This is a genomic window from Mesorhizobium album (assembly GCF_033977205.1).
Taxonomy (GTDB): Bacteria; Pseudomonadota; Alphaproteobacteria; order Rhizobiales; family Rhizobiaceae; genus Mesorhizobium; species Mesorhizobium album.
In genome coordinates this window covers 90,727-116,867 of record NZ_JAVIIW010000002.1, presented here as the reverse complement: position 1 = coordinate 116,867, position 26,141 = coordinate 90,727, and the positions used below count along the sequence as shown (strand labels likewise).

General features: G+C 60.6%; 23 protein-coding genes. 6 read left to right on the top strand and 17 right to left on the bottom strand.

Annotation, left to right across the window (positions count from 1 at the left end; all coding sequences use genetic code 11):
* Window positions 1-55 precede the first annotated feature (55 nt).
* Together RFN28_RS02320 and RFN28_RS02315 are read left to right on the top strand one after the other, a co-directional pair.
* The gene (locus RFN28_RS02320) at window positions 56-1,144 is read left to right on the top strand and encodes a glycosyltransferase family 4 protein (protein ID WP_320285756.1); all 1,089 of its coding nucleotides are present in this window, start codon (window positions 56-58) and stop codon (window positions 1,142-1,144) included.
* Entirely contained in the window at window positions 1,141-1,905 is a 765-nt protein-coding gene (locus RFN28_RS02315; RefSeq protein WP_320285755.1) for a polysaccharide deacetylase family protein, read from the top strand. Before RFN28_RS02320 ends, RFN28_RS02315 begins: the two co-directional genes overlap by 4 nt.
* Before the next feature lies 1 nt (window position 1,906).
* Here RFN28_RS02315 and RFN28_RS02310 read toward each other — a convergent pair whose 3' ends face one another.
* The 4 genes from RFN28_RS02310 to RFN28_RS02295 all read right to left on the bottom strand — a co-directional run bounded on the left by RFN28_RS02310 (window position 1,907) and on the right by RFN28_RS02295 (window position 6,440).
* A complete protein-coding gene (locus RFN28_RS02310) occupies window positions 1,907-2,764 on the bottom strand; it encodes an MBL fold metallo-hydrolase (RefSeq protein WP_320285754.1) in 858 nt (285 codons plus the stop codon).
* 71 nt (window positions 2,765-2,835) lie between these two features.
* Window positions 2,836-3,285, bottom strand: coding sequence for a cyclic nucleotide-binding domain-containing protein (locus RFN28_RS02305; RefSeq protein WP_320285753.1), 450 nt, complete (start codon window positions 3,283-3,285; stop codon window positions 2,836-2,838).
* A 102-nt stretch (window positions 3,286-3,387) separates the two neighbouring features.
* Window positions 3,388-6,102, bottom strand: coding sequence for an ABC transporter transmembrane domain-containing protein (locus tag RFN28_RS02300; protein WP_320285916.1), 2,715 nt, complete (start codon window positions 6,100-6,102; stop codon window positions 3,388-3,390).
* Window positions 6,103-6,119: 17 nt separating this feature from the next.
* Entirely contained in the window at window positions 6,120-6,440 is a 321-nt protein-coding gene (locus tag RFN28_RS02295; protein WP_320285752.1) for a hypothetical protein, read from the bottom strand.
* Between the two features lie 125 nt (window positions 6,441-6,565).
* Between RFN28_RS02295 and RFN28_RS02290 the strand changes: the two genes are divergently transcribed.
* Complete coding sequence (locus tag RFN28_RS02290) at window positions 6,566-7,240, top strand: class I SAM-dependent methyltransferase (protein WP_430677041.1); 675 nt, start codon at window positions 6,566-6,568, stop codon at window positions 7,238-7,240.
* A 97-nt stretch (window positions 7,241-7,337) separates the two neighbouring features.
* Here the strand turns inward: RFN28_RS02290 and RFN28_RS02285 are convergent, their stop codons facing one another.
* Genes RFN28_RS02285 through RFN28_RS02275 form a run of 3 tightly spaced genes read right to left on the bottom strand, consistent with a single transcriptional unit; the run spans window position 7,338 to window position 10,985 of the window.
* Window positions 7,338-8,528 (bottom strand): glycosyltransferase family protein, encoded by a 1,191-nt coding sequence (locus RFN28_RS02285; protein ID WP_320285751.1) that lies wholly within the window; start codon window positions 8,526-8,528, stop codon window positions 7,338-7,340.
* Window positions 8,525-9,769 carry a glycosyltransferase gene (locus tag RFN28_RS02280; protein WP_320285750.1) on the bottom strand — a complete coding sequence of 415 codons (1,245 nt, stop codon included), beginning with the start codon at window positions 9,767-9,769 and terminating at the stop codon, window positions 8,525-8,527. Before RFN28_RS02280 ends, RFN28_RS02285 begins: the two co-directional genes overlap by 4 nt.
* 1 nt (window position 9,770) lies before the next feature.
* A complete protein-coding gene (locus tag RFN28_RS02275) occupies window positions 9,771-10,985 on the bottom strand; it encodes a glycosyltransferase family protein (RefSeq protein ID WP_320285749.1) in 1,215 nt (404 codons plus the stop codon).
* A gap of 575 nt (window positions 10,986-11,560) precedes the next feature.
* On the opposite strand from RFN28_RS02275, the gene RFN28_RS02270 reads away from it, so the two are divergent.
* Window positions 11,561-12,436, top strand: a complete 876-nt coding sequence (locus RFN28_RS02270) for a FecR family protein (RefSeq protein WP_320285748.1) — start codon at window positions 11,561-11,563, stop codon at window positions 12,434-12,436.
* Window positions 12,437-12,477: 41 nt separating this feature from the next.
* Here RFN28_RS02270 and RFN28_RS02265 read toward each other — a convergent pair whose 3' ends face one another.
* The 5 genes from RFN28_RS02265 to RFN28_RS02245 all read right to left on the bottom strand — a co-directional run bounded on the left by RFN28_RS02265 (window position 12,478) and on the right by RFN28_RS02245 (window position 19,613).
* The gene (locus RFN28_RS02265; RefSeq protein ID WP_320285747.1) at window positions 12,478-14,682 is read right to left on the bottom strand and encodes a CHASE2 domain-containing protein; all 2,205 of its coding nucleotides are present in this window, start codon (window positions 14,680-14,682) and stop codon (window positions 12,478-12,480) included.
* Window positions 14,683-14,883: 201 nt separating this feature from the next.
* The gene (locus RFN28_RS02260; RefSeq protein ID WP_320285746.1) at window positions 14,884-16,110 is read right to left on the bottom strand and encodes an alpha/beta hydrolase; all 1,227 of its coding nucleotides are present in this window, start codon (window positions 16,108-16,110) and stop codon (window positions 14,884-14,886) included.
* Between the two features lie 60 nt (window positions 16,111-16,170).
* Complete coding sequence (locus RFN28_RS02255) at window positions 16,171-17,115, bottom strand: formylglycine-generating enzyme family protein (RefSeq protein WP_320285745.1); 945 nt, start codon at window positions 17,113-17,115, stop codon at window positions 16,171-16,173.
* Window positions 17,116-17,120: 5 nt separating this feature from the next.
* The gene (locus RFN28_RS02250) at window positions 17,121-18,629 is read right to left on the bottom strand and encodes an arylsulfatase B (RefSeq protein ID WP_320285744.1); all 1,509 of its coding nucleotides are present in this window, start codon (window positions 18,627-18,629) and stop codon (window positions 17,121-17,123) included.
* Window positions 18,630-18,827: 198 nt separating this feature from the next.
* On the bottom strand, window positions 18,828-19,613 hold the full coding sequence (locus RFN28_RS02245) for a hypothetical protein (protein ID WP_320285743.1): 786 nt from the start codon (window positions 19,611-19,613) through the stop codon (window positions 18,828-18,830).
* A gap of 390 nt (window positions 19,614-20,003) precedes the next feature.
* Between RFN28_RS02245 and RFN28_RS02240 the strand changes: the two genes are divergently transcribed.
* A complete protein-coding gene (locus RFN28_RS02240; protein WP_320285742.1) occupies window positions 20,004-20,978 on the top strand; it encodes a helix-turn-helix domain-containing protein in 975 nt (324 codons plus the stop codon).
* 641 nt (window positions 20,979-21,619) lie between these two features.
* A complete protein-coding gene (locus tag RFN28_RS02230; RefSeq protein ID WP_320285741.1) occupies window positions 21,620-23,842 on the top strand; it encodes a mechanosensitive ion channel family protein in 2,223 nt (740 codons plus the stop codon).
* Window positions 23,843-24,015: 173 nt separating this feature from the next.
* Here RFN28_RS02230 and RFN28_RS02225 read toward each other — a convergent pair whose 3' ends face one another.
* The 5 genes from RFN28_RS02225 to RFN28_RS02205 form a co-directional block, all read right to left on the bottom strand.
* Window positions 24,016-24,399, bottom strand: coding sequence for a hypothetical protein (locus RFN28_RS02225; RefSeq protein ID WP_320285740.1), 384 nt, complete (start codon window positions 24,397-24,399; stop codon window positions 24,016-24,018).
* Window positions 24,400-24,606: 207 nt separating this feature from the next.
* Window positions 24,607-24,753 carry a hypothetical protein gene (locus RFN28_RS02220; protein ID WP_320285739.1) on the bottom strand — a complete coding sequence of 49 codons (147 nt, stop codon included), beginning with the start codon at window positions 24,751-24,753 and terminating at the stop codon, window positions 24,607-24,609.
* Between the two features lie 25 nt (window positions 24,754-24,778).
* Window positions 24,779-25,033 carry a GlsB/YeaQ/YmgE family stress response membrane protein gene (locus RFN28_RS02215; protein ID WP_320285738.1) on the bottom strand — a complete coding sequence of 85 codons (255 nt, stop codon included), beginning with the start codon at window positions 25,031-25,033 and terminating at the stop codon, window positions 24,779-24,781.
* 200 nt (window positions 25,034-25,233) lie between these two features.
* Window positions 25,234-25,434 carry a hypothetical protein gene (locus RFN28_RS02210; RefSeq protein WP_320285737.1) on the bottom strand — a complete coding sequence of 67 codons (201 nt, stop codon included), beginning with the start codon at window positions 25,432-25,434 and terminating at the stop codon, window positions 25,234-25,236.
* Window positions 25,435-25,502: 68 nt separating this feature from the next.
* Window positions 25,503-26,123: a ribonuclease D gene (locus RFN28_RS02205; protein ID WP_320285736.1), complete on the bottom strand. Its 621-nt coding sequence runs from the start codon at window positions 26,121-26,123 to the stop codon at window positions 25,503-25,505.
* Between the last annotated feature and the right edge of the window lie 18 nt (window positions 26,124-26,141).

Here is a 26,141-nt window from a genome sequence, read left to right as displayed (position 1 = left end):
GTCGATCCTGCTTCGAAATTGACTTGTGCAGGCTTTCAAATGATAGGGTCCGGCAATGCGAATTGCCTTCTACGCGCCGCTGAAGTCACCCAATGATCCCGTTGCCTCCGGCGACCGCCAGATGGCACGGACGCTGGTCAAGGCGCTGGAGCATGGAGGGCATAGCGTCGAACTGGCATCCGAATTGCGATTCTATCTACGCGAACCGGAGCCGAAAAGTTTCGATGCGCTTAAGATCGAAGCCCGAGAGGAAGCCGCGCGGCTGAAAAGGCTTTGGGATCGTGACGGCAAGCCCGATCTCTGGTTTACCTACCATCCCTACTACAAGGCGCCCGACCTGATCGGGCCCGAGCTGGCGTCGGCTTTTGCTGTCCCCTATGTGACAGCGGAAGCCTCCTATTCGAGGCGGCGCGACACCGGTTTGTGGGCCGATACGCAAGCGTTGGTGGCGCGAGCCGTCGAACGGGCAGCGCTGAATATCTGCTTCACGCAAAGGGATCGTCAGGGACTGACAGACGCGGTTCCCGGCGCCGCTCTCGGCATGCTTGCGCCCTTCATCGACACATCGGCATTCCGTGAAACGCCCGCACAGGGTTGTCCGACGCGCCTCGTTACCGTCGCCATGATGCGCCCGGGCGACAAACTGCAAAGCTATCGCATGCTGGCGCAAGCGCTCGGTTCGATCGGCCACCTGCCCTGGACCATGTCGGTCGTCGGGGACGGGCCTGCCCGTGAAGAGGTCAAAGCGCAGTTCGCCGGCTTGCCCGCCAACCGTATCGAATGGCTTGGCGCGATCGAGCCAGCCGCAGTGCCGGAGGTCCTCTACAGTGGCGGAATTTACGTCTGGCCGGGTTTCGGCGAGGCCTATGGCGTTGCCTATCTTGAAGCTCAGGCCGCCGGCCTTCCGGTGGTGGCTCAGGACATCGCCGGCGTGCCGGAGGTCGTGCGGGATGGCCAGGCCGGGTTTCTCACCCCACCGGGCGACGTGGCGGCGTTCGCTTCTGCCATTGAAAGGCTTCTGGCCCGTAACGACGAAAGAACCATCATGGCCGCAGAAGCCAGACGTTTTATCCTCGAGGAACGTTCCCTCGGTGCCGGGGCGGCGCGTCTGGCCGAACTGCTTGCGAAGATCCCGGTGTCATGACATCCGATCAGATCTGGCAACCCTTGGTGGAAGAACTGGAGTGCCGGCAACGGGCGCATCGTAAGGCAGAGTTCTGGCTGCGCGACGATGACGCCGTGGATCCGACGCCTGCGCTAGATCGGCTGCTCGACCTCACAGCGGAATTCGCGGTTCCGGTCACTCTGGCCGTCATTCCGGCCCTGACGGATGAGAAGCTTGTCGCCCGGCTCGACGAGGCGCCGCATGCCACGGTCGCTATCCATGGCTGGGCGCACCGAAATCATGCGCCCGAGGACCAGAAAAAGCAGGAGCTCGGCCCGCATCGGCCACGCCAGGCGGTGCTCGACGATCTGGCTCGCGGGCTGTCGCAAGTCACCGGCCTGCATGGCGCACGTGCCGTTCCGATGCTGGTGCCACCCTGGAACAGGATCGACCCAGGCTTGGTATCCGACCTTGGATCGATAGGATTTGCCGCATTATCGGTCTATGGGCCGCCGAAACCGGCTTCGCTGGCGGTCATCAACAGCAATGTCGACATCATGGATTGGCATGGCACGCGCGGCTGCCGCGATCATGGCCTGTTGGTTCGGGCTATCGTCGCGCAATTGCAGCATGCATTCGACGGGGGCGAACCGGTCGGCCTGCTCACCCACCATCTCGTCCATGATGAATCGGCCTGGCTCTTCCTCGAACGGCTGTTCGCAGTCACCGCACAGACTGAAGCCTGCACATGGCTTCCGATCAGGACATTGATCGGGCGCAGCGCCGGCAAAGGAAAATAGCTCAGCGCCTTTTGTGCAATGGAACTGGAAATTTGAGCGTCTGGCCATCCCGCGCTGCAAAAGCGCCGGCAAACTTGTCCTTGGCCAGTTTCTCGATCACGTCCAGTTCCTCGTCGGTGCGTGTCGGATCGTGGTGAAACAGCGCAAGCCCCCGCGCACCGGCTGCCTCACAGAGTTTGACGCCCTGTTGCCACGTCGAGTGCCCGGTACCGCGGCGGTGTTCCATTTCCTCCTCGGTGTACGCACAATCGTAGATGACGAGGTCGGCATCTTCGATCAAGCCGAGCACCGCCTGATCGAGTTTGCCCGGCTCGTGCTCGGTGTCGGTGATCACCGCCACGACGTGGCCGCCCCATTCGACCCGATAACCTATACAGCCGCCCGGATGGTTAAGACTGCCGGTTCGGACCACCACTCCTTCGCGCGGCCGAAGCACGTCTCCGGATACGAAATCGCGGCAGTCGATGCGTGCCTTGCAGATATCGAGGTTCACCGGAAACCACGGCGGCCGCATGAACTCATCGACCATCTGCCGGGTCGTCATGCGTCCTGCAAGATGCCCGGACCAGAGCCTAACTTTGACGTTCCGGTCATAGATCGGCTTAAAAGCCGGCAGCCCGATGATGTGATCGTAATGGCAATGGGTGAAAAACAGGTCGAAATCGCTCACTCCCGACGCCCGAAGCGCTCCGCCGGCAGGCCGCAGGCCAGAGCCCGCGTCGAACAGAAGCGTATGCTTGCCGCATCGCATCTCAATGCAGATTGTGTTGCCGCCATAGCGAGAGAATTCTGGCCCCGATACCGAAATGCTGCCGCGCACGCCCCAAAACCTGACCAGGAAGATGTCGTCGTCGTCCATGCTACTCTTTCGCACTCGAGTCGCCCCTGGTAGTCGGTGCCATTACGGGAGGATTAAGCGCATATCAGTCGTTACTTGGTGCTTCGTGCGTCGATCAGATCCGCAGTCGTATGGCTTAGGCGATCGGCAAGAACCCGCAATATCTCGATGGTCATTTCCGGGAACTCCTTCATAAGCCTCAGGAAATGGTCCTTGCGGATTCTCAAGGCTTCCAGCGGACTTGCTGCTCTGACTGTGGCCGTGCGGGAGCTGTTGCACAATATGGCGATCTCACCAACAATCGAATTTGGCACCAGTTCGGCAACTTTTATCGGTCCGCTGTCGGAATCGACCAGAATATCTGCCCTGCCTGAAAGGATAACATAGGCGGCGTCTCCTTCGTCGCCCTGCCGGAAAAGGATCTGGCCGGCGCTGTAGCTCACCCGATCGGATGTGAACGCAAGCAGCTTGAGCTTTGTCGGCTCTACGCCAGAGAACAAGGGAACGCGTTGCAGCATTCCAACCTCATCCTTGAGCAGCATTGTCGCAAACCTTCTCAAAATTCGCGTTTGCCAGACGCCGTATCCGGTGGCCTTGCAGCCAATTCCCACCGGCAGAATGATCCCATCTGAACGCCGGTTGCTCTATGACAGCAGTTCCTTGAAGATACCCTTCCCTGCCAAAAGTGTCTCGTGTGTTCCGTCTTCCACCAATTGACCCGAGTCGAAGACGATAACGCGATCGAACATCATCCCCATCGACGGATTCGTCACGACCCACACAATTGCCGGCGAATGGCCGTCGCACCTGGCTTCCTCGAGCACGTTTCGTAGCACCTTCTCCTGCACGCGCTGATCGAGTGCCGACAGCGGCCGGTTGAGAATAAGAAAATCAGGACGCTTGAGCAGGGCCCGGGCAACATCGAGCTTCTGTCGCTGTCCAGCGGTCAGCCGCCTGCCGCCGGCGCCGACGTTGAAGTCCAGGCCGACATCCAGAAGTTCGGCATAAAGCCCCAGTTCGTCCAGAATGTCATAGACGATGGAGCGTATGCGGTCCGGCGCGTCGGGATGGCTGTTGCCCACACGCCCGAAAAGGACATTATCCATGACGGTGGCCGCGGCAATGTATTTGGCAGGATCATACCGTTCGATCGCATTTTGGAGCTCGGGCGGCAGGTTTTCATAGAACCGGCTGCGTGCAGCGACGATTTTGCTCATGAGCTCGTCGCTCAGAAGGCCGAAGCGGTGCCGGGGCTCGATATAGGCAAAGCTCAAGGTCACGATCATGGCGCGATCGCTCTCCGAAACCGCCTCGTAGGGACGGTTGTTGAGCCGTTGCAGCAAGGTTTCGTAGGCGGGTATCTCCTCGGCGCTCATGAAGGCGAGCTGCTGGAAGAACTGATGATCGGGCGGCAGGTCGGCAAACAGCTCGATCGCCTGTTCGGCGATCTCCATGCCCATTTCGTAGAGCGTGCGGTCGAGGCCTGCTTCCCTCAGCACAGAAGCAAAATAGGGATTGGCCGCTAGAGCCTTGTCGGCCAGTTCGGGGCCGGCAGCAGCGCCGAAGAGCAGGTTTTGGCCGATCGTTGCTTCCTTATTGTAGGCACCCGGTTCGAAAGGAACCACCAGTCCGCTCAGCCCTTCGTGTTCTAGCCGGGTTCGCAGTGCCGCCCGCAGTTCGACGATCCGCCTGGCGAGCTCCGTGTGACGCGTGAGGTCAGCCGAAGAGCGCAAGCCAAGATCCAGAATGTCGCGCGACAGAAGAACCGCGTCGAGCACCCGGCGCACCGCTTCAAAGAGGTCATGCGGGCCGGTGGCGCCGGCCGACGCATAGTCGATCCAGTCGCTGTGGATATCAAGATCCGGATTACCCGACCGGCGCGCCTCGTGGACGTTCCAGCTGTGCTGCTCTGCCGCAGCACCGTCATAAGACACCGATCTCAGCGGCGCATGCTTCAACCCGTAGAGCAGGTTATCGCGGAGGCTTGCATGGAACAGGAAAACATCCGACGAGGCATAGGACATGCGCCGGCCGGTCACGGCTTCGGGGAGTTCAAGCAGGTCGTCGGCGCCCGAAACGATCTTTCCGCTGTCCGGCCAGTTCAGCCGCGCAAAGGCTTCTGCAAGCGCCTCCGCTCCACCTGTTGCGGTACTGACCAGCGCCACCGTCTCACCCGGCTTGACCTGCAGGGAGATACGGTCGAGGAGCATTCCACCGCCATCGTCTGCTATGGACAGACTGATCGTCGACAAGGGGCCGGTCATCGGATCGGGATCCTCGATCGTCAACGCTCCGATCGTCGGCGCAATGAGACCCTCGACGGTGAACTGTTCAACGACCTGCTGATATTTGACCTGTACATCCTGCCGCGCCTGATCCCAGTCGATCAGTTCTTTCATCGGTCCGGGCAGGTCCTTGTAGGCGCTGATCACGGCCACAAGCTGGCCGACATCCAGCCGCCCCTGGATGACCAGATACCCACCGATCATGTAAAACAAAAAGGGCGTGAGCTGCGCGAGAAAATTGTTGAGGAACTTTACCATGAATTTCCATTGGTAAAGATCGAAGCGGATCTTGAAGATGAGCCCGAGTCGGGCAGCTATGTCGGCGCGCTCGTAGTTTGATGTATCGTGGACGTGAACCGCGCCGATGCCGTCGACGATTTCGCCAACCCGGCCCGAGAGAGCGCGCGCGGTCAACTGCCGTTCACGCCCCAGCACGATCAGCCGCCGCCGCATTCGCGGGATGAGCACAATCTGGATCACCACGATTACGGCCGCTATCATTCCGAGCCAGAAATTCTGGACCATAATGAACAGCATGGCCGTCAGCGCCTGGCCGCCGAGCAGCACCGGTTGCAGGAAGGCATCGCCGATAAAGCCGCCCAGCGGCTCCACCTCGTCCTTTACCATGGTCGCCACTTCGGCGGATTTCACTCGTTTGAAGTAAATCGGCGGAAACCGCAGCACACGATCGACCAGATCGAAGCGGATACGCCGCAGCATGCGTTCGCCGAGGCGGCCCTTGTAGGTGTTGATGTAGAGTTTGAACAGGCCGTTGATGACGACTAGCAAGAGGAACACAATGCTCAGGGCAAACAGCGTCGCCGTGCGGTCGAGCTGAAAACCGGAGAAGAACTGGACCTCTCCAATGAACGGCAGGTCATAGTGTAGCCTCATGAATGGCTGGATCGCGCCGGGTTGCCCGAAACCCTTACCTTGGATCGGGCCGTTGACGATCAGCTTCGGCAGGTCGAAGGATATGAAATACGGGATCATCGAAAGCAGGACGATCATCAATATCCAGATCTGCTGCTTCTTGGTGTGCGTCCAGATATAGCGGGCTAAGCTTGGTTCCATATGCGACTGTGGACCGTTCAATTGGAAGGTTGCAGCATGTAAAGGCACCTTCTGGCGAATGGCATATCGGCAATTTCTTCGTCGCCAACGACAAGCTCGAAGCCACAGTGCATGGAGACTGTCCTGTGCTTAACCATGGAAGGAACCTGCAAGGCGGCGCGATCCAGTTCCGGCACATCGGTGACAACGACATGGGCATTGTTGATCAGCGAAGAATGCAGCTGGCCAAATGGTTCGCGGCTTCGGTAGGGTTTCGGCGAATAGCCAAGCAACACAAGGCCGCGACTGCGCGGCTGATGCTGACTGATGCACGCCGATGGTCCGGTCAGATGATGCAACACGCTCTCTCCGGCACCGGGCAATGGCGAAGCGGTTTGCGGCATAGTCCCGTCCGCGATTCAACCAGCCTTGCGGGAAGCAAGATTGCGTTGTGTCGCCCGAAATCCCAACATACAAGACCAATATGATGGATGTCACGCAACCACGCAATGCCGGCATGGATTGGCACGAGCAGGCCTTGGACCTGGCGCGCGGAATTGCTGCCTATGTCGACTGCCCTCTCGTGGCAGGGCTGGCGCGCGTCATCGCCAAGCATCCGAAGGCCGATATCGCCAACGCCTTCAACCACAAGCAGGTCGCCTGCAAGAAGTGGGCGCTCGACAGGCTGTACGACAGCTACGGCGGCCGGTTCGGGCGCATATGGGTTCTGGGTGGATGGTACGGCGTATTGCCGGCAATGCTTTTCAACGACGCCCGCTTCGACATCGCGGCGGTCGATAGCATCGACATCGATCCCGAAGTCGCGCCGGTCGCCCGGACCCTCAACCGGGAAGCCGGCGACCGGTTCCGGGCGCTGACGGCAGATATGTACGCGCTCGACTATGCGGCCGGGCGGCCCGACCTGGTGCTCAATACGAGCTGCGAACACATAGCCGATTTGCGCGCCTGGCTTGCTCTGCTTCCGCGAGGCACGAATGTATTGCTGCAATCGAACGACTATTTCAGCGAGCCCACGCACATCAACTGCGTGGCTTCACTTGCAGCCTTCGAAGCAATGGCGGCGCTAAGGGACCTGCGGTTCTCCGGCGAACTGCCGACAAAGAACTATACGCGCTTCATGCTGATTGGAACTGTTTAATGCATTTCGCCCAAAGCGTGGGCGGTTTGGGACAACGACATGCATAAAAACTAAGGACTGAAGCGCGTCGCACACATCCCACCCGACGCGACGCGCGTTAGCGTCTATCATCTGTTTGAACTTTTCCGAAATCGGGCCCCACTTTTAGGGACCATGTTCGATACCGCTCGCGCAGGATTTGCGCCGAGCGACGCGCGCCTTCCAGATCGAGACGATGCGCGGTTGGCCTTGGTCTCGCAAGCGCCTGTTCGATCGCTTGCGCCAAACCTTCAGGCGTTAGGTCCTTTTCCATCAGCACCGTTGCAAGGCCGAGTTCCTCGAGCATCAGGGCGCGAACCGTTTGTTCGGTTTCCGCCCCGGCTGCAAATGGAACGAGCAGGGAGCGACAACCCGCCCGCAGGACATCGCAGACCGTGTTGTAACCCGCCTGCGAAACTGACAGGCGGGCGCCGGTCAGCAGGCTGGCGAAATCCTCACGGAACCGGAAGACGGACAGGCCCGGCGTGGCATCGCGTGCGATCGCGTCAAACTCGTCTTTCGGCAGGTTCGGGCCGGTGATCAAACACCATTTCCAAGCGTTGTTGGCATTCCGCGCCGCTGCGATGGTGGAGCTGACAAGGCTCTTTCCGGCAGCCCCGCCGCCAACCGACACCAGAACATCGAAGCGCTCTGAGGCCACCGGCGATGGCGGCGCGGCAACGAGCCCTGTGTAGGTGACCTCGGCCCTGATCGCCCCAGCCAGTGGAAATGTCTTGTCTATGGTTGCGAAAGCCGGATCGCCGTGGACCATAACAAGGTCGAAATGCCTGTTGATGAGGTCGACCGTTTCCTCGTTTCGGCCCGGCTTGACGCGCTCCTGAAGGATATCACGGACGGACGTCGCCAGCAGCGGTCTGGGCGAAGTCGCGTTGATGACCTCGATCAGCGGCAAGAGCTCGAAACGCATCTGCCGGCGTCCAAATGGAAACGCCTCGACAATGACGATATCAGGCCTGCAATCCCGGAATGCCTGCAGCAGCATCTCCGAACGCCGTTTCTTGAAATCATCGTCGACGGATTTGCCTTGGAGGTCGACAAGTCCGGAAAATCCTTCATCACCGGAGGTGACAGGTGGCAGGGCTACAGATTTTACACCCACTCCCGGAAACCCCGCGATCGGCGCTCCGCCGGTCACGACGGTTACGTCGAACCCGTCATCGACCAGAGCCGCCGCAATGCGGCTGGCGCGCGCGAGATGGCCGATACCGAGGAGGTGCTGGACATAAAAGAATGCGCGCAGCCGCTTCATTCGCCGGCCCGCCACTCCCGCTCGAACAGTTCCTTGAGCTGTCCAATGCTTGCCATATGATCGAAATTGCCGCGCACGCGCCGCTCTGCGGCGTCGCCGAGGCGGGCGCGCAGCGCGGGATCACGGATCAGGCGCTCCAGCGCCTGGGCCAGGGCAATTGGGTTTTCCGTCGGAACCAGCAGCCCGGTTTCATCCGGCGATAAAAGTTCCGGCACGCCGGAAATATCGGTCGACACGCAGGCAAGCCGCTGGCTAGCGGCCTCCACCAGAACATTCGGCAGACCGTCCCGGTCGCCATTTGCGGTGATCCTGCAGGCCAGGGCGAAGATGTCGGCGCGGCGGTAGTGCTCAAGCACCTCCTCCTGCGCGAGCGCGCCTTTCCAAGATACGCGACCAACCAGGCCGAGCTTTTGCGCCAGCGCCTTGAACCGTTCCAGTTCCTCGCCGCCGCCGATATGCTCGAAACGCCACGCCAAATCGCCAGGCAAGAGGGCAAGAGCCTCCAGCAAGGTATCGTAACCTTTCTTTGCAACGGCGCGCCCGACACTCAGAACGATAACCGGTTCGTCCGGCCCCGAGCCGTCATGCTGTTTCCGCGCCTCGCCGAAACTGCCGAAGCGATCAAGGTCGAGCCCATGATAGCTCAGATGCACAGACGCGTTGCCGTTGGCGAGTTTTTTCAGACGGTCGAAGCCGGTTTTCGTGCAAGTGACCGTCCAGCGCGCCGAGGAAAGCTTTCCAGCCAGATCCCAGTCCGCCGAAGTCCAGATGTCCTTGGCATGGGCCGAGCAGCTCCAAGGCAGGCCACGAAGCTGGCTGGCATACCGCGCCACCGATGCCGGAGTGTGCGCGAAATGTGCATACAGCCAGCCCGCGTCTTCCGGCCATTCGGCCGCCAGCACGAGCGCTTGCCCGAAGCGGCGAGCGCGATTGCGCGTAAAGTCGCGGGAGATATCGGTAGCCAGCGATCGGAGCGCGCGCCAGAAGCCCGGCCGCGGCAGATAAGCAAACAGCGAGCGAACCACGCGCAGCGGCTCTTCATGCAGATATTCCGGCAGATAGTGCACCGGCGCTTTGATCTCATCATGCACGGGGTGGCGTTTTGTGTCGGTGGGCCGCCTGAGCGCGATGAGTATCAGGTCGAACCCCGCACGCTCCAAACCGAGCAGTTCCTGCGCGATGAAGGTTTCCGACAGCCGCGGATAGCCCTTCAGAACCACGACGATCTTGCGGTGCTGCAACTCAGTTCGTGCCTTCAATGACCGAAAGGTGATGGCCGGCCCGCCGCTCGAGCAGTTCCGCAACGATTTCGGAAATATGAGGCAGCCCTTCGAGCGTCAGATGTGGATTGCTCTGCGACGGGCGGGGCCGATCCGGCAGCACCTTCAGTGTGTCGGCAAACCGCTGGGAATCCTCGGCTTCTTCCGGCAAAAGCATCTCGATGAGGCCGAGTTCGGCTGCGCGCCGAGCGCGGATCAGTTGTTCCTCACGGGGCTCGACGCGCGGCACGATCAGCGCCGGCTTGTCGAAAGACAGTATCTCGCAATAGGTGTTGTAACCGCCCATAGCCACTACCGCCTTGGCGCCGGCAATCAGGTCTTCCATGCGGTTGTCGAACTCGATGATCTTGATATAGGGGATCTTGGCCCCCTTCTTGAGCAACTTGTTGCGCTTGCGCGCCGGCATGTAAGGCCCAAGCACGATCAGCGCCCTATGCTGCAATTGCGGATCCTGCTGATAGGCATCGATGACGTCGTGGATCAGGTCGGCGCCGTCACCGCCGCCACCGGTGGTAACGAGGATATACTCGCCCTCGGGCCGGTGGCCGGGCAACTCGGTCCGCTGCAGGCTCCGTTGCAGGAAGCCAACGAACCTCATCTTTGCCCTGACAGCCTGCGGCACATCCAGGCCGGTCAACGGATCGTAAAAATCCGGCGGACCATAGGCCCAGACCTTGTCATAGAACAGGCCTATCTTGCGCATCACATCCCGAAGTGCCCACTCTGCTTCGAGCAAATGCGGCGCGTCCATCACCTCGCGCAGGCCAAGCACGAGCGTGGTACCCCGCGTCTTGAGGTAGGACAGCGTGTCCTCGATTTCGCCGCGCAGGCCGAGCGGTTCCTTGTCGACGATGAAGATATCCGGCCGGAAAGTCTCGGCTGTGTGGCGGATGATCGACTGGCGCATCCTTAGCGTCTCATGCAGATCGATATCCTTTTCCAGCGAGGTGTATTCCCCGTTGCGCAACTTGATGACGCTGGGGATCTTCACGAAGTCGACACGGGCGCGGTAGTCGAAGGCGCCGGCGATAGGCGCACCCGAAATGATAAGCACCTGAAGTCCGTGGAAATCCTCGACCAGCGAATGCGCGATCGTTCGGCAGCGCTGCAAGTGGCCGAGCCCGAACGTGTCGTGGCTGTACATGAGAATTCGAGCGTTCTCTACGTGCTGGGTCATTGTTGAACGTCTTTCCGAATTCTCGCCTTGAGGACGGTGGGCGACCCGCAGGATTCGAAACCATTCCCGCGGGTCTATCGACTGTTTTGAACATGAGGGAGCAATTTTTTCAATTGTATTACTCAAGAGGTCCATATGCTGAAGCTGCGACTGCTCAGCTGCCATGCGCATCAGATGCGATGCCCAGCGCATCGGCCTCGTCGGTCTCGTTGCGCTGTGCATGGATCACGGCGCATAAATGCACCTGGCTCCAGACAAATCGCGGGCTGGCCGAAGTTCTTGCTTTCCGAATGCGCGCTCTTGCGTCGCCAACGCAAATCATCGCCTTGTCCCTCAGCAGACGAATTCAGTAACAGCACTTTATTGGCGGGATCCCACCTCCGAATCGATGCGCGCGGGGTCAAAGAAAAGCTAACGGAACCTGCGCGGTCTACACAAGCACAGAACCTAGCGTCGACGATTGTGCCTTCGAGCGTCGCCTGAGCGAACAAGCTATGTTCTACTCAAATTGATGTATGCCTCCGCAGAGACAGTCTTTCAAGCATGTGCTAATAAAGGCATTGCAGGAGGATGCCATGCCGTCCTTGAGGTGGGCTGCTATTGTCGCACTGGCCGCGACGCTCAACAATTCGACACCGATAATGGCCGCCGAAGCAGTGGGCCAGGCAGTCGTGATCAAGACTGCCGTTACCGGCGCAACCGGACCGCTGGTGGTCAGCGCACCCGTTCATCGGGACGAACGTATCAGTACATCCAATACCGGGCTTGGCCAATTCGTGTTCCTGGACGGCACCAAGCTGGCGGTAGGGTGGGGTTCTTCCGTCGTCATCGACAAGTACGTCTTCAACAATGAGAATTCAGTGAAGAACCTTACCATCCGCGCTGCCAAGGGAACGTTTCGCTGGATAAGCGGGAGCTCGCCCTCGTCCGCCTACCAGATCGTGACGCCAGCAGGCACGATAGGCGTGCGGGGAACAGCATTCGATGTCCACATCGCGCCCAACGGCAAAACCGCCGTCGTGCTCTTGAAGGGGTCGGCCCGGTTCTGCGGCGGCAGCGGGTGCAGGGAACTGAAGCGGCGCTGCGATTGTGTGGTCGCGACACCATCAGGCGCGATGACCGACGTTATCAAGGTCAATCGATCTGTGCTCACCGCACTCGGCACATCGCGGGCATTGCCGTTTCTGACCGGCAATCAGCAGCTTTCGGGAGGCCTTGCCGCAATCGGCGGAAATTGCGGGCTTACGGCTGCCATTCAGCAAGAGCATACGGCGCGGCCGCAGCAGCGCAACTCACCGGCGCCCGGTCCACCCAGTCCGGGCACGCCCGATACGCCGAGCCCGCCGGACCCGCCACCGCAGGGCGATGACGGCAACAACGGCCATGGAAATGATCCGGGTAAGCACGATCCCAGCAATCCCGGAAAATCCAACGGCCCTGGCCACGGATAGCGCAAGCGCGGTGGCAACGGCAGGCCCTGTATGAGTGCTGATCAGGAACCGGAGCCGAATTGTTGCTCCGCATAGCCGGCATTCGCTTCCACCGCCGCTCCCGCCCGTTTGGCAAGAAAATCATCCGCTCTGCGCGATATCCGGCCATAGAAGTCCTGCAAGCCTGCCGGCAGGCCCGCGGCCTTGGCTTTGGCCGCCGCGACGATCTTTCGGCTGCCTGGCGAGCGCGAATGCAACGCCTCGATGAGCTTGCCGTGGAGAAGCCGCAATTCCGCAAAATCCGGCGACGACGCAACATTTTCATCGCCGACGACGGCGTTGATTCTCGTCCTCGCGCTCTTTCCCTTGAGCTCCAGCGATCCCGCGTCGAGCAAGGCCCAGCCTGGCAGCGATCTTACTGTGTTGTCGGACGCGAGGATGTCGAAACTCACCGTCTTGCACGCTGTCTCGATACGCGCTGCTATGTTCACCGCGTCGCCAACGGCCGAATAGTTGAATCGCGACTCCGCACCCATGTTTCCGACGCAGGCGACGCCGGTATGGATTCCGATACCGATGCGAACCGTCTGCCCGGCCCCGAATCCGAATGCATCGCTTTCGTTGAGGCGGGCAATCGTCTCGCGCATGGCCAATGCCGCGCGAACGGCCTTGGCAGGATGGTCGGTGACATCGACCGGGGCATTCCAAAAGGCCATGATCGAATCGCCGATGAACTTGTCGAGTGTGCCTTCATTGGCGGTGACATGACGGCTGAGCGCGTCGAGAAGCGTGTTCAGAAACCGTACGACAGCGGTGGGCGGCAGTCTTTCGCTGATCTCGGTGAAGTTGCGCACATCGACAAACATCACGGTCAGCTCGCGGTCGTCTCCGCCAAGACGAAGTGCGTTGCGCGTGTGCTCGATGCGGTAGAGAAGCGACGGCGACAAATATTGGCCGAAGGCCCGCCGGATCGCGCGCCGCTCCCGGTCAGTCACCAGGAAGCGGAAAGAGGTTGTCGCGAAATGCGTGATCGTGCCCATGACGATCGGCGCAAACGGGTCGAACAGCAGTCCCGCAAGCGAAAAGGCAAGCCATGATGCGACGAGCGCCAGGCCCGTGATCGCCAGGCCGCAGGCGAGCGCAATCGCGGGGCTTACGAAAATCGTGAGAATCACCAGAAGGATGCCCAGCATCGCGATCGACGCGATTTCCAGCCCGTTTGCCCAGTCGGGCCGCGACAGATAGTGGCCGGACAGTACCTGTTCAACCATCTGCGCGTGGAGCGAGACGCCCGGCACGTTCTCACCGAGTGCCGTGACACGAATATCCTGGAGCCCGGCGGCGGAAGTGCCGACAAACACGATGCTGCCGTCGATCGCGGCCTTTGTTTCAGGCGAGACGCCGTCGGGTGCGAGCACGTCCTTCGCCGAAACATACCGTTCCGCTCTGTCGGGACTGACATAGAGCCAGAGTTCGCCGGCCGAGGTCACCGGGATAACGAAGTCGCCGATCTTGACGGAGGTCATTATGCCCTGCCGATCCGGCGCGCCGGCAATGAGATAGGTGGAGGCGCCTTGCGCAACCCTCATGGCCTCGAGCGCAAGATCCGGATAAAGCTGCTCGCCATCAGTCAGAAAAAGTGGAGTTGCCCTCACAACAGCGGTCGACCTGCCCGGATTGAGGCTGATATGCCCGATGCCGGCGGCATTGGCCTCAAGCTGCGGCCGCAGCGGTGTGGCTGCCTTGATGTGGGGAGGAGCATCGACCGGGCTTTCGCCCGTAAAGGCGATGCCAGCCTTCATTCGCGGACGATAGTTCCCTTCGTTGGAGATGCCGTAACCCAGGATAACTGGCTTGCCGGCGATCGACCGGGCGAAGGTCTCGTCGTTGTCGGGCAGGCGGTCGAGCAGGGCAGGATCGATGCCTGGCACGTCGCGGACGACAGTGCGAGGCGACAGACGATCGGGCTCGGCGAAAAGGATGTCGAATGCGATGGCTGCCGCACCAAGCTCCGTCAGTTTCTCGACCAGAGCCGCCATGCGATCCCTGGGCCACGGCCACTGCCCGAACTGCTGCAATGAGGCCTCGTCGATGTCGACCACGCGGACGGGCATCGACTCGAAGTGGCGAGGTGCCAGCCTCTGATATTGGTCGAACGTCGCTTCGCGGGCCAGTCTCAACGGCTGCGGGTCGCTCGCCCGGACAATGGTAAGCACCGCTACCAGCGACAAGCCCAGGATGACGCCGGCCAACTGGGCGCGTGTCATGACTTCTGCACCGGCTGCTGTGCTGCGTGTCCTTCCTGCATGGTCCCGCCCCGGGAGGTAAGTTTCGAGCCTCAAAGCTAGGCTGCATTGTTCCCGGCGAATGTGCAATCACCAACCTTACCGCCTCAACGGAGTAGCGCAGTCCCAGCGCTGACGATTTTCCGCAGCCACGAAGAACCGAGTAAACACTGGGGCTACGAATCACTGCGTCGTCGCATCGCCCTTCAGTATCGTCTCCAGGTCGTCGGGCGGCGGTTTGTTCGTGTTCCCCTCAACAGCCGCAATGGGCGCGCTGACCGTGCTTGCCGCGGCGTTGCCGATCGTGTCGACTGTGCCGGCGACCACCAGGCCCAGTTCGTCGCCAAGACCCACTCTCTGGTCCGTCAAGGTTTGGCCGGAAGCGAGTTGCGCCCCAAGCAACTGAACGATCTCAGGACTTTCGGCAAACTTGCTGTGGTTCAAACGATCCGCGGTCTTCACGTCAGTCAGATCCAGAACCGTTATACCGGCCGCCTGCAGCTTCGATTTGTACGGCTCCTTTGACGGATCGGCCTGCCCCACCCTATCGACATTGCCCGCGATCAGACGCGAAACGGCAAGCGCCCGGTCGTCCCGCGAGACGGTGATGGTGAACTTCGGCTTTTTCGGTCCGAGCTCGGTCCACTGGCGGCCGAAGACATCCACGTCGAGATCGGGAGATGCCAGGATGACGTTCCTGATCTTGGGCGAAACGCGCCCGTCCTCCAACGCCATCTGCCTCAATGATTCCATCGCGAGCCAGGTGCCCATCGAGTGCGCCATGACCGTGACGTCCGTCACGCCGCGGTCGTCAGCCAAGGCCTTTAACGTCCGCTCGAACGCGGTGCGTGAAAAATTGGTGCTTTCCTTGTCGTAGTTGTAGCCGAGAACACTGGCGCGCGACGGCCATGTGAAAAGGACCGGCACGACCTTTGCCCGCGAGTCATGCACGAACTGCGCGAAGCGAAACACCGAATCCTCATACCGGTTGTTGAAGCCATGCACGAAGACGAGAACGCGGCCGTTCGAATTATGAGAATGCAGCCATTTGTGAGCTTTGGGAATCGACAGATTTTTCGCGGCAACGACGGCGAAATCCTTCCGGGGATCGGGCGGCAGCTTTTTCGGCCATTCGACCGTGCCGGGCGCACGGTTCGGCGGGATTGAGATGGTGAGGTCGGTCAAGGAAAGTGCCGGGCTGCGCTCGCCCGTGAACAAGGTCGCCGGGTCGCCGGAAGGCTTGCGGCTGGTCGCAACCAGCATCGTCACATCCGAGGCTGCCGGCGAAACCAGGTTCGCGGGGATCGGCGCCAGGACGCCTTCCGGGCCTGTTCCGCACGCCGTCAGCGTGAGGAAAACGGCCGATATACTTCCTGCACCCCGCCAGCGCGCCGATTTTGACCTCGCCATTACTTTCCCTTTGCGAATGTCCCGGTGCTGCGATGTCCATAGAGCGCGCCGCACCTCCCCTCACGACGAACGCGCGATGCAACGAAAGCCAAGGTGACAGGTGGACGTATCCACGGGCTGCGCCATGCGAGCGGCCGGGCGGTAACGTCGACAGTAGCTGGGAGCACATAGGAAGGATCCGCCCTTGGTCACCTTGCGCGGGATCCTGATGTCGGGCGTCAGCGGATCGTAGCTTGCCTCGCGCTCGCCGCCGCGCGGATTGGTCATCGTGCAGCACGGGCTCTCGATCTGCCGGTGCTCCTGGTACCAGTCGACAGTCCACTGCCAGACGTTGCCGGCCATATCGTAGAGCCCATAGCCGTTTGCCGGAAACGAGCCTACCGGCGCGGTCCATTCGTAGCCGTCCTCGCAATCGTTGCGGAATGGAAACTCGCCCTGATAGGTGTTGGCCATATGCTGGCCGCCGGGGGTCAGTTCGTCGCCCCATACGAATTCGGCGCCGTCCAATCCGCCGCGCGCGGCAAACTCCCACTCGGCCTCGGTCGGCAGCGCCTTTCCCGCCCAGTTTGCATAGGCTTCCGCGTCCTCGTAGGCGATGTGCACGACAGGATGGCTCTCTAGCCCCTTGAGGCCGCTGGCTGGCCCGCGTGGATGCCGCCAATTTGCCCCCCGGACGTAAGCCCACCAGTTGTAATGATTGTTGCGATCGATGCCGCGTGGAGGCCTGACGAACAGGGCTGAAGCCGGAGCCAATGAATCGACGCTGGCTCCGGGATAGTCAGCCGCATTTGCCGGTCGCTCGGCCAGCGTGACGTAGCCGCTGGCCTCGACGAAGCGCCTGAACTCGGCATTCGTGACCGTCGTGCGATCCATCCAGAAGCCGCCGACGACGACGCGATGCGCCGGCGCCTCTTCCGGATAATGGCTGTTCGAGCCCATCAGGAATTCGCCGCCGGGCACCCATACCATGTCCTCGCGGGCCAGCGCCTCAATCGGCCTGCCCATCCCGATCAGTCCCCAACATTGAACATTTCGGATGCGTCAGGCAGCAAGGTCTGCGAGTGCACAAGCATCTTCACGGCATCCAGCATGATCAGCGGGGGAGCCATCTGAGACGCAAGTTCCGTGATGCGCGCCTGCAGCTTCTTCACCATTTCGGGATTCTGATCAGCCAGGTTGTTCGTCTCCTGATGATCCTTGGAAAGGTCGAAGAGCTCGATCTTCTGCGGCAGCGTCGCTTTCCAGACGAGCTTCAAATCGCCCTCGCGCACGGCGGCGGTCATCGGCTCGACATTGTAGACGACCTCGGTTCGTGGCGAGGACTTTCCTTCGCTGAGCACCGGCCACATGTCCATGCCATCCAGCGGCTTGTTCTTGCCGAGCTTGGCGCCCGCCAGGCCTGCGAGCGTCGGATACATGTCGACGACGTGCATCACACCATCGACCGACGCAGGCTTGATCTTTCCCGGCCAGTTGACGAGGCCAGCAACACGCGTGCCTCCTTCATACGTCGTACCCTTGCCCTCGCGATAAGGACCGTTGTCGGCGGGAAGCTTGCCCTTGACCGCGCTTTCGCCCGCAAAGTGCGCGTCGATCACGCCGCCATTGTCACTCTGGAAGACTATCAGCGTATTCTCGCGCATGCCGCGCTTTTCGAGAGCCTCGACGACCTTGCCGATTTCGTCGTCTATCACCGAAATCATAGCCGCATATTTCCGCCGACTCTCGTCGGTGATGTTGCTGTAGCGGTCGAGAAATTCCTTCGGCGCCTGGAACGGAGTGTGTGGCGCGGTAAAGGCAAGATACAGGAACAGGGGCTTTTTCTGATCGTGTTTGTCGATCACCCGCACAGCTTCTGCGCCGAATAAAATGTTGTCGTAACCCTGCTCGTTGAGAGCCTTGTTGTTCCGATACCAATCCGGACTGCCATTCGCCGCCTTATGCGTGAAATGGTCGATCTCGCCGAGCAGTGCACCGTAGTATGAATCGAAACCCCGCTGGCGCGGCCAGTATGCGGTCTTGGAGTGGCCCAAGTGCCACTTGCCGCTCATCGCGGTGGCGTATCCCGCGTCCTTGAGCATTTGCGGCAGCGGATATTCGTCGAGCGCCAGGCCGTAAGAGCCCCCCTGGGGAATAACGGCGGTCTGCAGGCCGTACCGGAAGGGATAGCGGCCAGTCATCAGCGCTGCGCGCGTCGGCGTGCACATGGGCTGGGCGTAGTACTGCTCCAGCCGCGCACCTTCGGCCGCCAGCTTGTCGATGTTTGGCGTCTTGATATCGGACCCATGGTAGCCCACGTCCTTCCAGCCCTGATCGTCCGATATGATGTAGACGATGTTGGGCCGCGCCGCTTGAGCCGCCGCCGTCTGAGCGCCGGCGAGGCCGGCGAGCGCGCCCGAAAGGCCGACGGGCGCGGCAAATCGAGAAACGGCAGCCGCCGTGCCGGCCATCAATGCGTCGCGCCGTGTGATTTTGTTGCTTGTGCCGGCTTCAGCCGGGAAGTCTCGATCGATACTCATACTCTCCGCCCTTCTCCCCTTTGGGTAAATGCTCTTGGGGTATCAACGTCACTCCTCCCTGAAGGCCGAAGCTTCAGGACCTGTGTTTCTGTTTTCCGACCAGAAAGCACACCGCTGCCGCGCAGCAGCCGATGCCCTCTCCGCCATCCAGCCCAGCTAAACGCAAGCGCCACGAACCAACCACTCCGTCTCAATCCTTTATTGGACCGAGAATTTATACGTGAAACCCAGCATCGGTCCCTGCTGGGTGAGTTTATTCACGAAGCCGTCGTGACTATAATTGTCGTGCACAGCCCGATAGCCGACAAACATCGACGTCTTTTCGTTGAATTGATAACCGGCGCCACCCATCACATCCCACATGGATTTGGACCCTGCGCCGAAACCACCGACCATGCCCCAGCCGGCCAGGTAGATTCCGTTGCCGACATCGGCCTTGAATTTGGCGCCGATCACCGGATCGACCCATGTATCGCCATCGCTCGCCGACGTGCCGTCAAGCGCGCCGCCGTGGAACTCGAAACGGTTGTCGGCCGACCACAGGCGGGCGCCGGCCACCAGATCGAAATTCGTCCCGTCCTGATAATACACGCTGTAGCCGCCGAGCGCCGTCCCCATGAATGTGCTCACGGTCGCATCGATGTTTGAAGCGAGGATCCCCCGGGGGGTGTCTATGTCGGCGTTGAGCCTGGCGTAGACTGTGTCCGTGCTGATGGTGAAACGCCCGTTGCGGGCTTCCGTAACGCCCATGAAGCCGAATTTGAGGTGCTGCAGCACATCGCTGAAGCTCACATCGACATCCTGAGGCGGGAATCCGAAAAGGCCGCTTTCGCCGTTGATTCCCGATGCCCACAGATACGGGGCGACAGTAACAGTCCAGCCTTCATCCTGTTGCTGCTTGGTCGCGTCTGCCGCAAACGCATTGGCCGCACAAAGTAGAGACACCGCTGCCGTTCCCGAGGCGGCGGAACGAAATTTGTTCATGAGAGTCCCCATCTTTCCTCCCTGTAGCCCACTTGCTGGTGGCGAAGACACCGGAGTGAACTATGCACCGAGTCATATTCGATACGGCATCGGAGACTAGATGAAATCTCGCTTTGCGCTAGGTCAATTCGGCGGCGATGCAGCGGAACGTGACGGATCAACATATCAACGTCTTGCGCCATTCGCTCCTCCGGTCCCGGCGCTGTACGATAATCATGGCAAAGACGCTCGATGTTCTCGGCGAACCCGTCTGAACCATATCTATTTCGTCCACAGTCCCCACCAGCCGTGCATCGGCCATATTTTGCGCCGATTGATCTCGCGCAATTCGAATTTAAGATACACCTAATACAACCGTCCCGCTATCCACTTTGCGCAAAGGACGTATTTTTGACTGCCTGGCCTTCATCGCCTTCGTACAGGGATGTGCTGCTTGGCCCTGACGACCTGACCAGCGCCGCCTCCGGTCTGCCAGTGAAGGTCGACAGGCTTTCGACCGGCTGGCTTCCCTCGCGCATCCGGCAAATCCAGTCCCCCGGCAAGTGGGCGCTCGACCTGCCCGAATTCAATTGCGCCTTCCGCGCCAATGGCGGTTTCGATCGCGGCTCCGTGGCGTTAGTGGCCATCGAGCGGGCCTGTGGGTCGACGATATGCGGCATCCCGCTCGAAGACGACTTGGTCCTGGCAATCCCTGCCGGCACGAGCGTGACGGCAACGGTCCGGCCCGGCCTCACCTACGCAGTCGCCATTGTTCCGACCGCGACCTGGATGGAAATCCAGTCGGTTGTTGCGGGGACGGTCCTCGAACAGATCAGCGATCGCCCTACGGCAGTTCGGCTCGCCGCCGGTGAAGCGCAAACAATCCGAAGCCAGATGAAGTCGATGGCAGACCACCTCGCGACAGTTGCAAGCGATTCGGTTCTGCCAAAGCAGCCGCCAGGTGCATTCGTGGAATACCTGGGAGTGGTGGCTGATGCCTTCGCGGGCGCAGATAGTCGTGAGATCGGCACAGCCGGTTCCGCGAGCCATCATTTTAGACAAGCATCGGCGGCCGAGGATTTCATTCGCACTCATATCCGGGAAGACATACCCATTGTTCGACTGTGCAAGGAAATCGGCGTCAGCCGGCGACAGCTCGAGTACGCCTTTCGCACCACATTCGCTGTAACTCCGCTCGAATTCATCAGAGCGCTCCGCCTCAACGAAGCCAGACGGCTCCTTACCACTGCCCGTGCAAACGGCTTGAGCGTTACAACGATCGCAATGGATGTGGGTGTCAACCATTTGGGCCGCTTCGCCGCCAACTATCGCCTGTTCTTCGGTGAGTCTCCCAAGGAAACACTCCAGCGCGCCGGAAGATCGTGACCAGGGCACAGTGCAGTCCTCGAAATTGCGCCCCCGTCATCGATGGAATTTGCGCAATCCGGATAGAAGTCGCATCTTCAAATTAGTATATTCTAAAATAGTAAATGCATTGCCCCTGGCCCGCTGGGCCAGAGAGCAAGCCCGGTTTCGGGTTCGGCTCTGGTTTGCGTCGGTTTGCATCGGGCGCGAATCTAAACGCACGGAGTGGTGAGTTTCTGGGAGGACGCAAAATGACAAGATTTAGCTTGAGATTGACCGGCGCCGCCGGAATCGTCATCGCCTTGATGTTTGGAGGGCTTGTCGACGCCGTTACGCCCTTCGCCCCTTTCGTCGGCGACGCACAGGCGCGAGTTGGTCACCCACTCACGCCAGGCAGTGTAGCAGGGGTTGCGAGGCGTACCACACGCCGAACGATTCGCCGTTCGACTATCTACGTGAGCAGGCTCCCGGCGGCGTGTGTGAAGACTTCGATCAACGGCACCGTGCTCTGGCACTGCGGCAGCAGCTACTATCAGCCCTACCAAGGGCGCTATGTCATCGTCTACATACATTGAATGGCAAGCTGCCCCGAATTAATGATTCGACGATTGGGAGCCAGGAACCTGGCGCGCCCGACACGACATGTCGGACATCTGACCGCGATGTTTTTCCTGATCGCCAGGTCCCTCGTCTTTGGGATCGCCCTCTCGCTGGCTGGTCCGGCGCAGGCGCAGGCGCCGGCGACCGTCCCGCCTGAAAGGGTCAAACAGCTATTCGAGCTTCTCGACGATCCGTCGGTGAAGGCCTGGATGGCCGAACAACGAAAGCAGGACGCCGGGTCAACGGGAGCGCCTGCCGCGGCAGGAGCTTCACCGGCCGCATCGTCCGACGCCGTGGCCGCACCAGGCCAGATGAATACGATGGCGTCCTCGACGCTCGATCGGATCAAGCATCATATCGAAAGAATCGTGCGGACTTTGCCCCTGCTGCCAGGCCAGTTCGCGCGCGTTCGGGCAGAGACCATGGAGGATATGTCCGGCAGGCGGCCTGCCGGCGTGCTTTTGCTGATCGCAATGTTCATCGCTGCCGGCGTGGCGCTCACCTGGGCAACCTACAGGCTCACCCGTCCGTTTCGTCTTTGGATCATCGCGCAGCCGAAGGATACGCCCATTGGGCGGGCCAAGAAGATTGGTGGTCGCACGCTTTATTCCAGCCTGCTGATCGTCTCGTTCGCGCTTGGCAGCGCTGGCGCGTTCATGTTGTTCGACTGGCCAATGCTTATCCGCGAGATCGTGCTGACATTTCTGATGGCTGCAGTCGTTACAGCGGGTGTGCGCATGTACCTCGCAGCCATGCTCGTCCCTTCCTTCATGCAGGTCGAGAACGCCGTCGAGGTTCGTGCTTTGCCGATCACCAACGAGATGGCTGACCATTGGTTCTATTGGCTGCCCCGGATCGTCGGCGTCTTCGCCTTCTTCGGTGCTGCGTTTATCCTCTTGCCGGGTCTCGGCATCGATCAGGATGGAATGCTGGTCCTGTCAGTGGGTGCCGATTCCGCACTGCTGTTGCTCTTTTTGCTGGCCGTTTGGCGTCGGCCAAGAACACAGCGAGAGGGTGCGCACCAAGCGGGTCACACCGGAGCGACATGGTTTTTGACTGCTTATTTCGTCGTCCTGTTCCTGCTGCGCATCGCCGGCCTTCCCATATTGTTCTGGTTTACCTTCGCCGCATTTTTCCTGCCTTTGACAATCGTGCTGACGCAGCGCGGGGTTAATTTCGTCCTGCGGCCGGGTTCGGAAGATGCTGGCCGGCCTACGATCCCGGCGGTGACGATCGCTGTCATCGATCGCGCAATCCGGATGATCTTGATCCTGGCGGCGGCTTACGTTCTCGCACGTGTCTGGGGTCTGAACATGCAGTCCATGCAGGACAGCAATACGACGACCACGCTCATATTGCGCGGCTTGATCAATGTCGTGGTCATTGCACTCGCAGCCGATTTCGGCTGGTCGATCATCAAAGCTTTGATCGAGAGAAAGCTGGGCATCGAAACGCCGCACGCGGAGATCGGCGACGAGGAGATGCCGATCGTCGATCCGCAGCAGGCGCGGTTGCGCACGCTCTTGCCGATCATCCAAAACATTCTGCTCGCAGTGATCGTCGTCATGGCGGTGCTGATGATACTCGCCTCAATGGGTATCGAGATCGGCCCGCTGATCGCCGGCGCCGGCGTCGTTGGTGTCGCTGTGGGATTTGGAGCACAAACCCTGGTCAAGGACGTCATTTCGGGCGTGTTTTTTTTGCTCGATGATGCGTTTCGTGTTGGCGAATACATTACAGCCGGCCGTTATGTGGGAACGGTGGAGAGCTTTTCGCTGCGCTCGGTGAAGCTGCGCCACCATCGTGGCTCGCTGTTCACAATACCTTTCGGTGAACTCGGGGCAGTCCAGAACCAGAGCCGTGACTGGGTTACCGACAAATTCAACATCACCGTCGGCTATGACACCGATATCGACTTCGCTCGCAAGCTGATCAAGCGAATCGGCCTCGAACTGGCGGAAGACCCCGAATTCAAACCCTGGGTGCTCTCACCGATCAAGATGCAGGGCGTACAGGAATTCGGCGAGTACGGCATCGTATTGAGGGTCAAAGTCACAACCAGACCGGGAGGCGCCTTCGGTATGAAACGCAAATTCTATGTGCGCATCCGCCAAGTCTTCAAGGAGCAGGGCATCGAACTGCCATTCCCGACCGTCCACGTCGAAGGGTTGCAGAACCCGCATGGGGCAGAGAATGCGCCTGTGGAGATCACACCCGAGTTAAAACTCGCCGTCGCGCAGTCGCACACCAATCGGCGCAGGAAAAAAACTAGCACAACGGAGTAGGAAAGCTGTGACACCTGTCGGTAACAAATCAGACGATCCCGCCGTTCCGCAGGGGGAGCTTACGGCTTCGAGACCATCGGTGTTTTGAGCCTTGCAGGAGCGCGATCGGCGCAAGGATCCGACCGCGCTCCTTGCCGGACTGCATCCGGCAGGCAAGTCAGGCGTGGATCACACTAGTCGAGCACTGCACGGACCGAAAGCGCCGCTCTCGATGCCTGCATGACGTCGCCGACATGGCAGTAGCAGACGATCTCATGCAACTGATGGTCGGTCAGCTCGAAGAAGCGCTTTGCTTCGCCGTAGGTGTCGTTTTTCAAACCCTCATCGTACAAAACCGGGTCTTCCAGGGCGACGGATATCGGCGAGCCGTCGCCGCGCATGACATTGCGTTCCCGCGGGGCGCGATATTCGGTGCCGGTAAGCGCGGTCAGGAGCCGGCCGGGCTCACGCTCGAGAAGCTCCGCCCAACGGACGAGACGCTGGGTTCGGCTCATGACGGGTTTGGCGGTTTTGACCTCGGCAACAGCGTGCAGCTGGTCCAGTGTTTGGTGCCTCATGGCAACCTCCTAGTGGCTAGGTTGGTTGGCCCCAAACTCCCTATTTAACCATGATACCGCCGAACCGCCCGAACGTCACCCTTCTTGCTGCCCCACTCCCGCAAGATTGATGAGCACCGCCCGCGGCCGCCCTGAAACGAGGGATGGACAAAACCCGCCGCAGGGGTGCGAGTGGAGCGGGCCCGTCAGCCGCGGGATGCGACGGGATCAGTTCTGCTGGATCGAAATGCCCTTGTCATCGATCTTGAGCTCGACGCCTTTCGGCCTGGTCTGCTCGCGATAGATGTAGGCGCCAAGTGCGATGACCACGACGACCAGCGCGCCGATGATGAGATAGAGCAGGTTCTGTCTCATCACGCGCCCCTCCTGCGATTGAGCCTCACGCCCGCTTCAAGACCCGGACCACCAACAACAGGATGATGGCGCCGATCGTGGCATTAATGATGGAGGCCAGGATGCCGCCGCCGATGGCAAAGCCCAGCCTCGGGAAGAGCCAGCCGGCGATGAAGGCGCCGATGATACCGACGACGATGTTGCCGATCAGGCCGAAGCCGAAGCCCGACACGATCAGGCCGGCGAGCCAGCCGGCGATGGCGCCGATGATGATGAAGACGAGAAGACTTTCGATACCCATGCAGGTTCCCTCCGGGCAAGCGACGCGAGCGGAGCAAGGCTCCGAATCGCCTTCGAGATCAACGAATTCAAGCTATGCGAAAGTCCTTGCCGGCGCCAGCGACGGCGCTACGAACGCAGTGTGCAGCGGTTTTGGGATAACGACATGCGTAGAAAAAGCTAAAAGCGCGTCGCCTCAATCCGGCTCATCGCGACGCGCTTTTAGTCGTCGTCATCGCCCGATGCCGGCCGCCAGCTCGTCGGATCGACCTTCTTCTGCGTGTTGCTGTCGGTGTAGACCCACCAGCCGCCGTCGCGATATTGGCCGACGGATTCATTGACCACGCCGTTGCCGTCCTTCCACATGACGGTGACCTTGGAGCCGTCCTTCGGCGCGCTCGCGATTGGTTTGCGCTCTGCCATTTCACTGCCTCCCCCATCTCACTCCGACAAGGACCCGGCAGGAACGCCGCTCGACGCGCCGGGTTCCGTCAGCTGTGCGCGAAGATGTCTTCCTCCGCCCAGCCCATCAGGTCGAGCTTGGCGCGCGTCGGCAGGAAGCGGAAGCAGGCGTCGGCCTCCTTGGTGCGGCCCTCGCGCGCCAGCCGCATGGCAAGAACCTCGTGCAGCCGATGGAGGTAGAGCACGTCCGATGCGGCGTATTCGAGCTGCTCGGGCGAGAGCGTTTCGGCCGCCCAGTCCGACGACTGCTGCGCCTTCGAAAGGCCGATGCCGAGCAGTTCGTTGCAGATGTCCTTCAACCCATGCCGGTCGGTATAGGTGCGGGTGAGCCGCGAGGCGATCTTGGTGCAAAACACCGGCTCGGCCATGACGCCGAAGGCGTGATAAAGCACGGCGATATCGAAGCGGCCGTAATGGAACAGCTTGGTGATAGCGCGGTTTCTGAGCAGCGTGACGAGGTTCGGCGCCTTCCTCTGACCAGGCGCGATCTGGATGACATCGGCGCTGCCGTCGCCGGGCGAGATCTGCACCACGCAGAGCCGGTCGCGGTGCGGGTTGAGCCCCAGCGTCTCCGTGTCGATGGCCACGGCCCCGACATTGTAGCGGGACAATTCCGGCAGATCGTTCTTGTGGAAACGGATGTCGGTCATTCTCTTCTCCGGATCGCG

Bases quoted from the DNA above. Each gene is read 5' to 3' on its own strand.
- RFN28_RS02320 (WP_320285756.1), top strand. From the start codon at position 56: ATGCGAATTGCCTTCTACGCGCCGCTGAAGTCACCCAATGATCCCGTT.
- RFN28_RS02315 (WP_320285755.1), top strand. From the start codon at position 1,141: ATGACATCCGATCAGATCTGGCAACCCTTGGTGGAAGAACTGGAGTGC.
- RFN28_RS02310 (WP_320285754.1), bottom strand. From the start codon at position 2,764: ATGGACGACGACGACATCTTCCTGGTCAGGTTTTGGGGCGTGCGCGGC.
- RFN28_RS02305 (WP_320285753.1), bottom strand. From the start codon at position 3,285: ATGCTGCTCAAGGATGAGGTTGGAATGCTGCAACGCGTTCCCTTGTTC.
- RFN28_RS02300 (WP_320285916.1), bottom strand. From the start codon at position 6,102: ATGGAACCAAGCTTAGCCCGCTATATCTGGACGCACACCAAGAAGCAG.
- RFN28_RS02290 (WP_430677041.1), top strand. From the start codon at position 6,566: ATGATGGATGTCACGCAACCACGCAATGCCGGCATGGATTGGCACGAG.
- RFN28_RS02285 (WP_320285751.1), bottom strand. From the start codon at position 8,528: ATGAAGCGGCTGCGCGCATTCTTTTATGTCCAGCACCTCCTCGGTATC.
- RFN28_RS02275 (WP_320285749.1), bottom strand. From the start codon at position 10,985: ATGACCCAGCACGTAGAGAACGCTCGAATTCTCATGTACAGCCACGAC.
- RFN28_RS02270 (WP_320285748.1), top strand. From the start codon at position 11,561: ATGCCGTCCTTGAGGTGGGCTGCTATTGTCGCACTGGCCGCGACGCTC.
- RFN28_RS02265 (WP_320285747.1), bottom strand. From the start codon at position 14,682: ATGACACGCGCCCAGTTGGCCGGCGTCATCCTGGGCTTGTCGCTGGTA.
- RFN28_RS02260 (WP_320285746.1), bottom strand. From the start codon at position 16,110: ATGGCGAGGTCAAAATCGGCGCGCTGGCGGGGTGCAGGAAGTATATCG.
- RFN28_RS02255 (WP_320285745.1), bottom strand. From the start codon at position 17,115: ATGGGCAGGCCGATTGAGGCGCTGGCCCGCGAGGACATGGTATGGGTG.
- RFN28_RS02250 (WP_320285744.1), bottom strand. From the start codon at position 18,629: ATGAGTATCGATCGAGACTTCCCGGCTGAAGCCGGCACAAGCAACAAA.
- RFN28_RS02245 (WP_320285743.1), bottom strand. From the start codon at position 19,613: ATGAACAAATTTCGTTCCGCCGCCTCGGGAACGGCAGCGGTGTCTCTA.
- RFN28_RS02230 (WP_320285741.1), top strand. From the start codon at position 21,620: ATGTTTTTCCTGATCGCCAGGTCCCTCGTCTTTGGGATCGCCCTCTCG.
- RFN28_RS02225 (WP_320285740.1), bottom strand. From the start codon at position 24,399: ATGAGGCACCAAACACTGGACCAGCTGCACGCTGTTGCCGAGGTCAAA.
- RFN28_RS02220 (WP_320285739.1), bottom strand. From the start codon at position 24,753: ATGAGACAGAACCTGCTCTATCTCATCATCGGCGCGCTGGTCGTCGTG.
- RFN28_RS02215 (WP_320285738.1), bottom strand. From the start codon at position 25,033: ATGGGTATCGAAAGTCTTCTCGTCTTCATCATCATCGGCGCCATCGCC.
- RFN28_RS02210 (WP_320285737.1), bottom strand. From the start codon at position 25,434: ATGGCAGAGCGCAAACCAATCGCGAGCGCGCCGAAGGACGGCTCCAAG.
- RFN28_RS02205 (WP_320285736.1), bottom strand. From the start codon at position 26,123: ATGACCGACATCCGTTTCCACAAGAACGATCTGCCGGAATTGTCCCGC.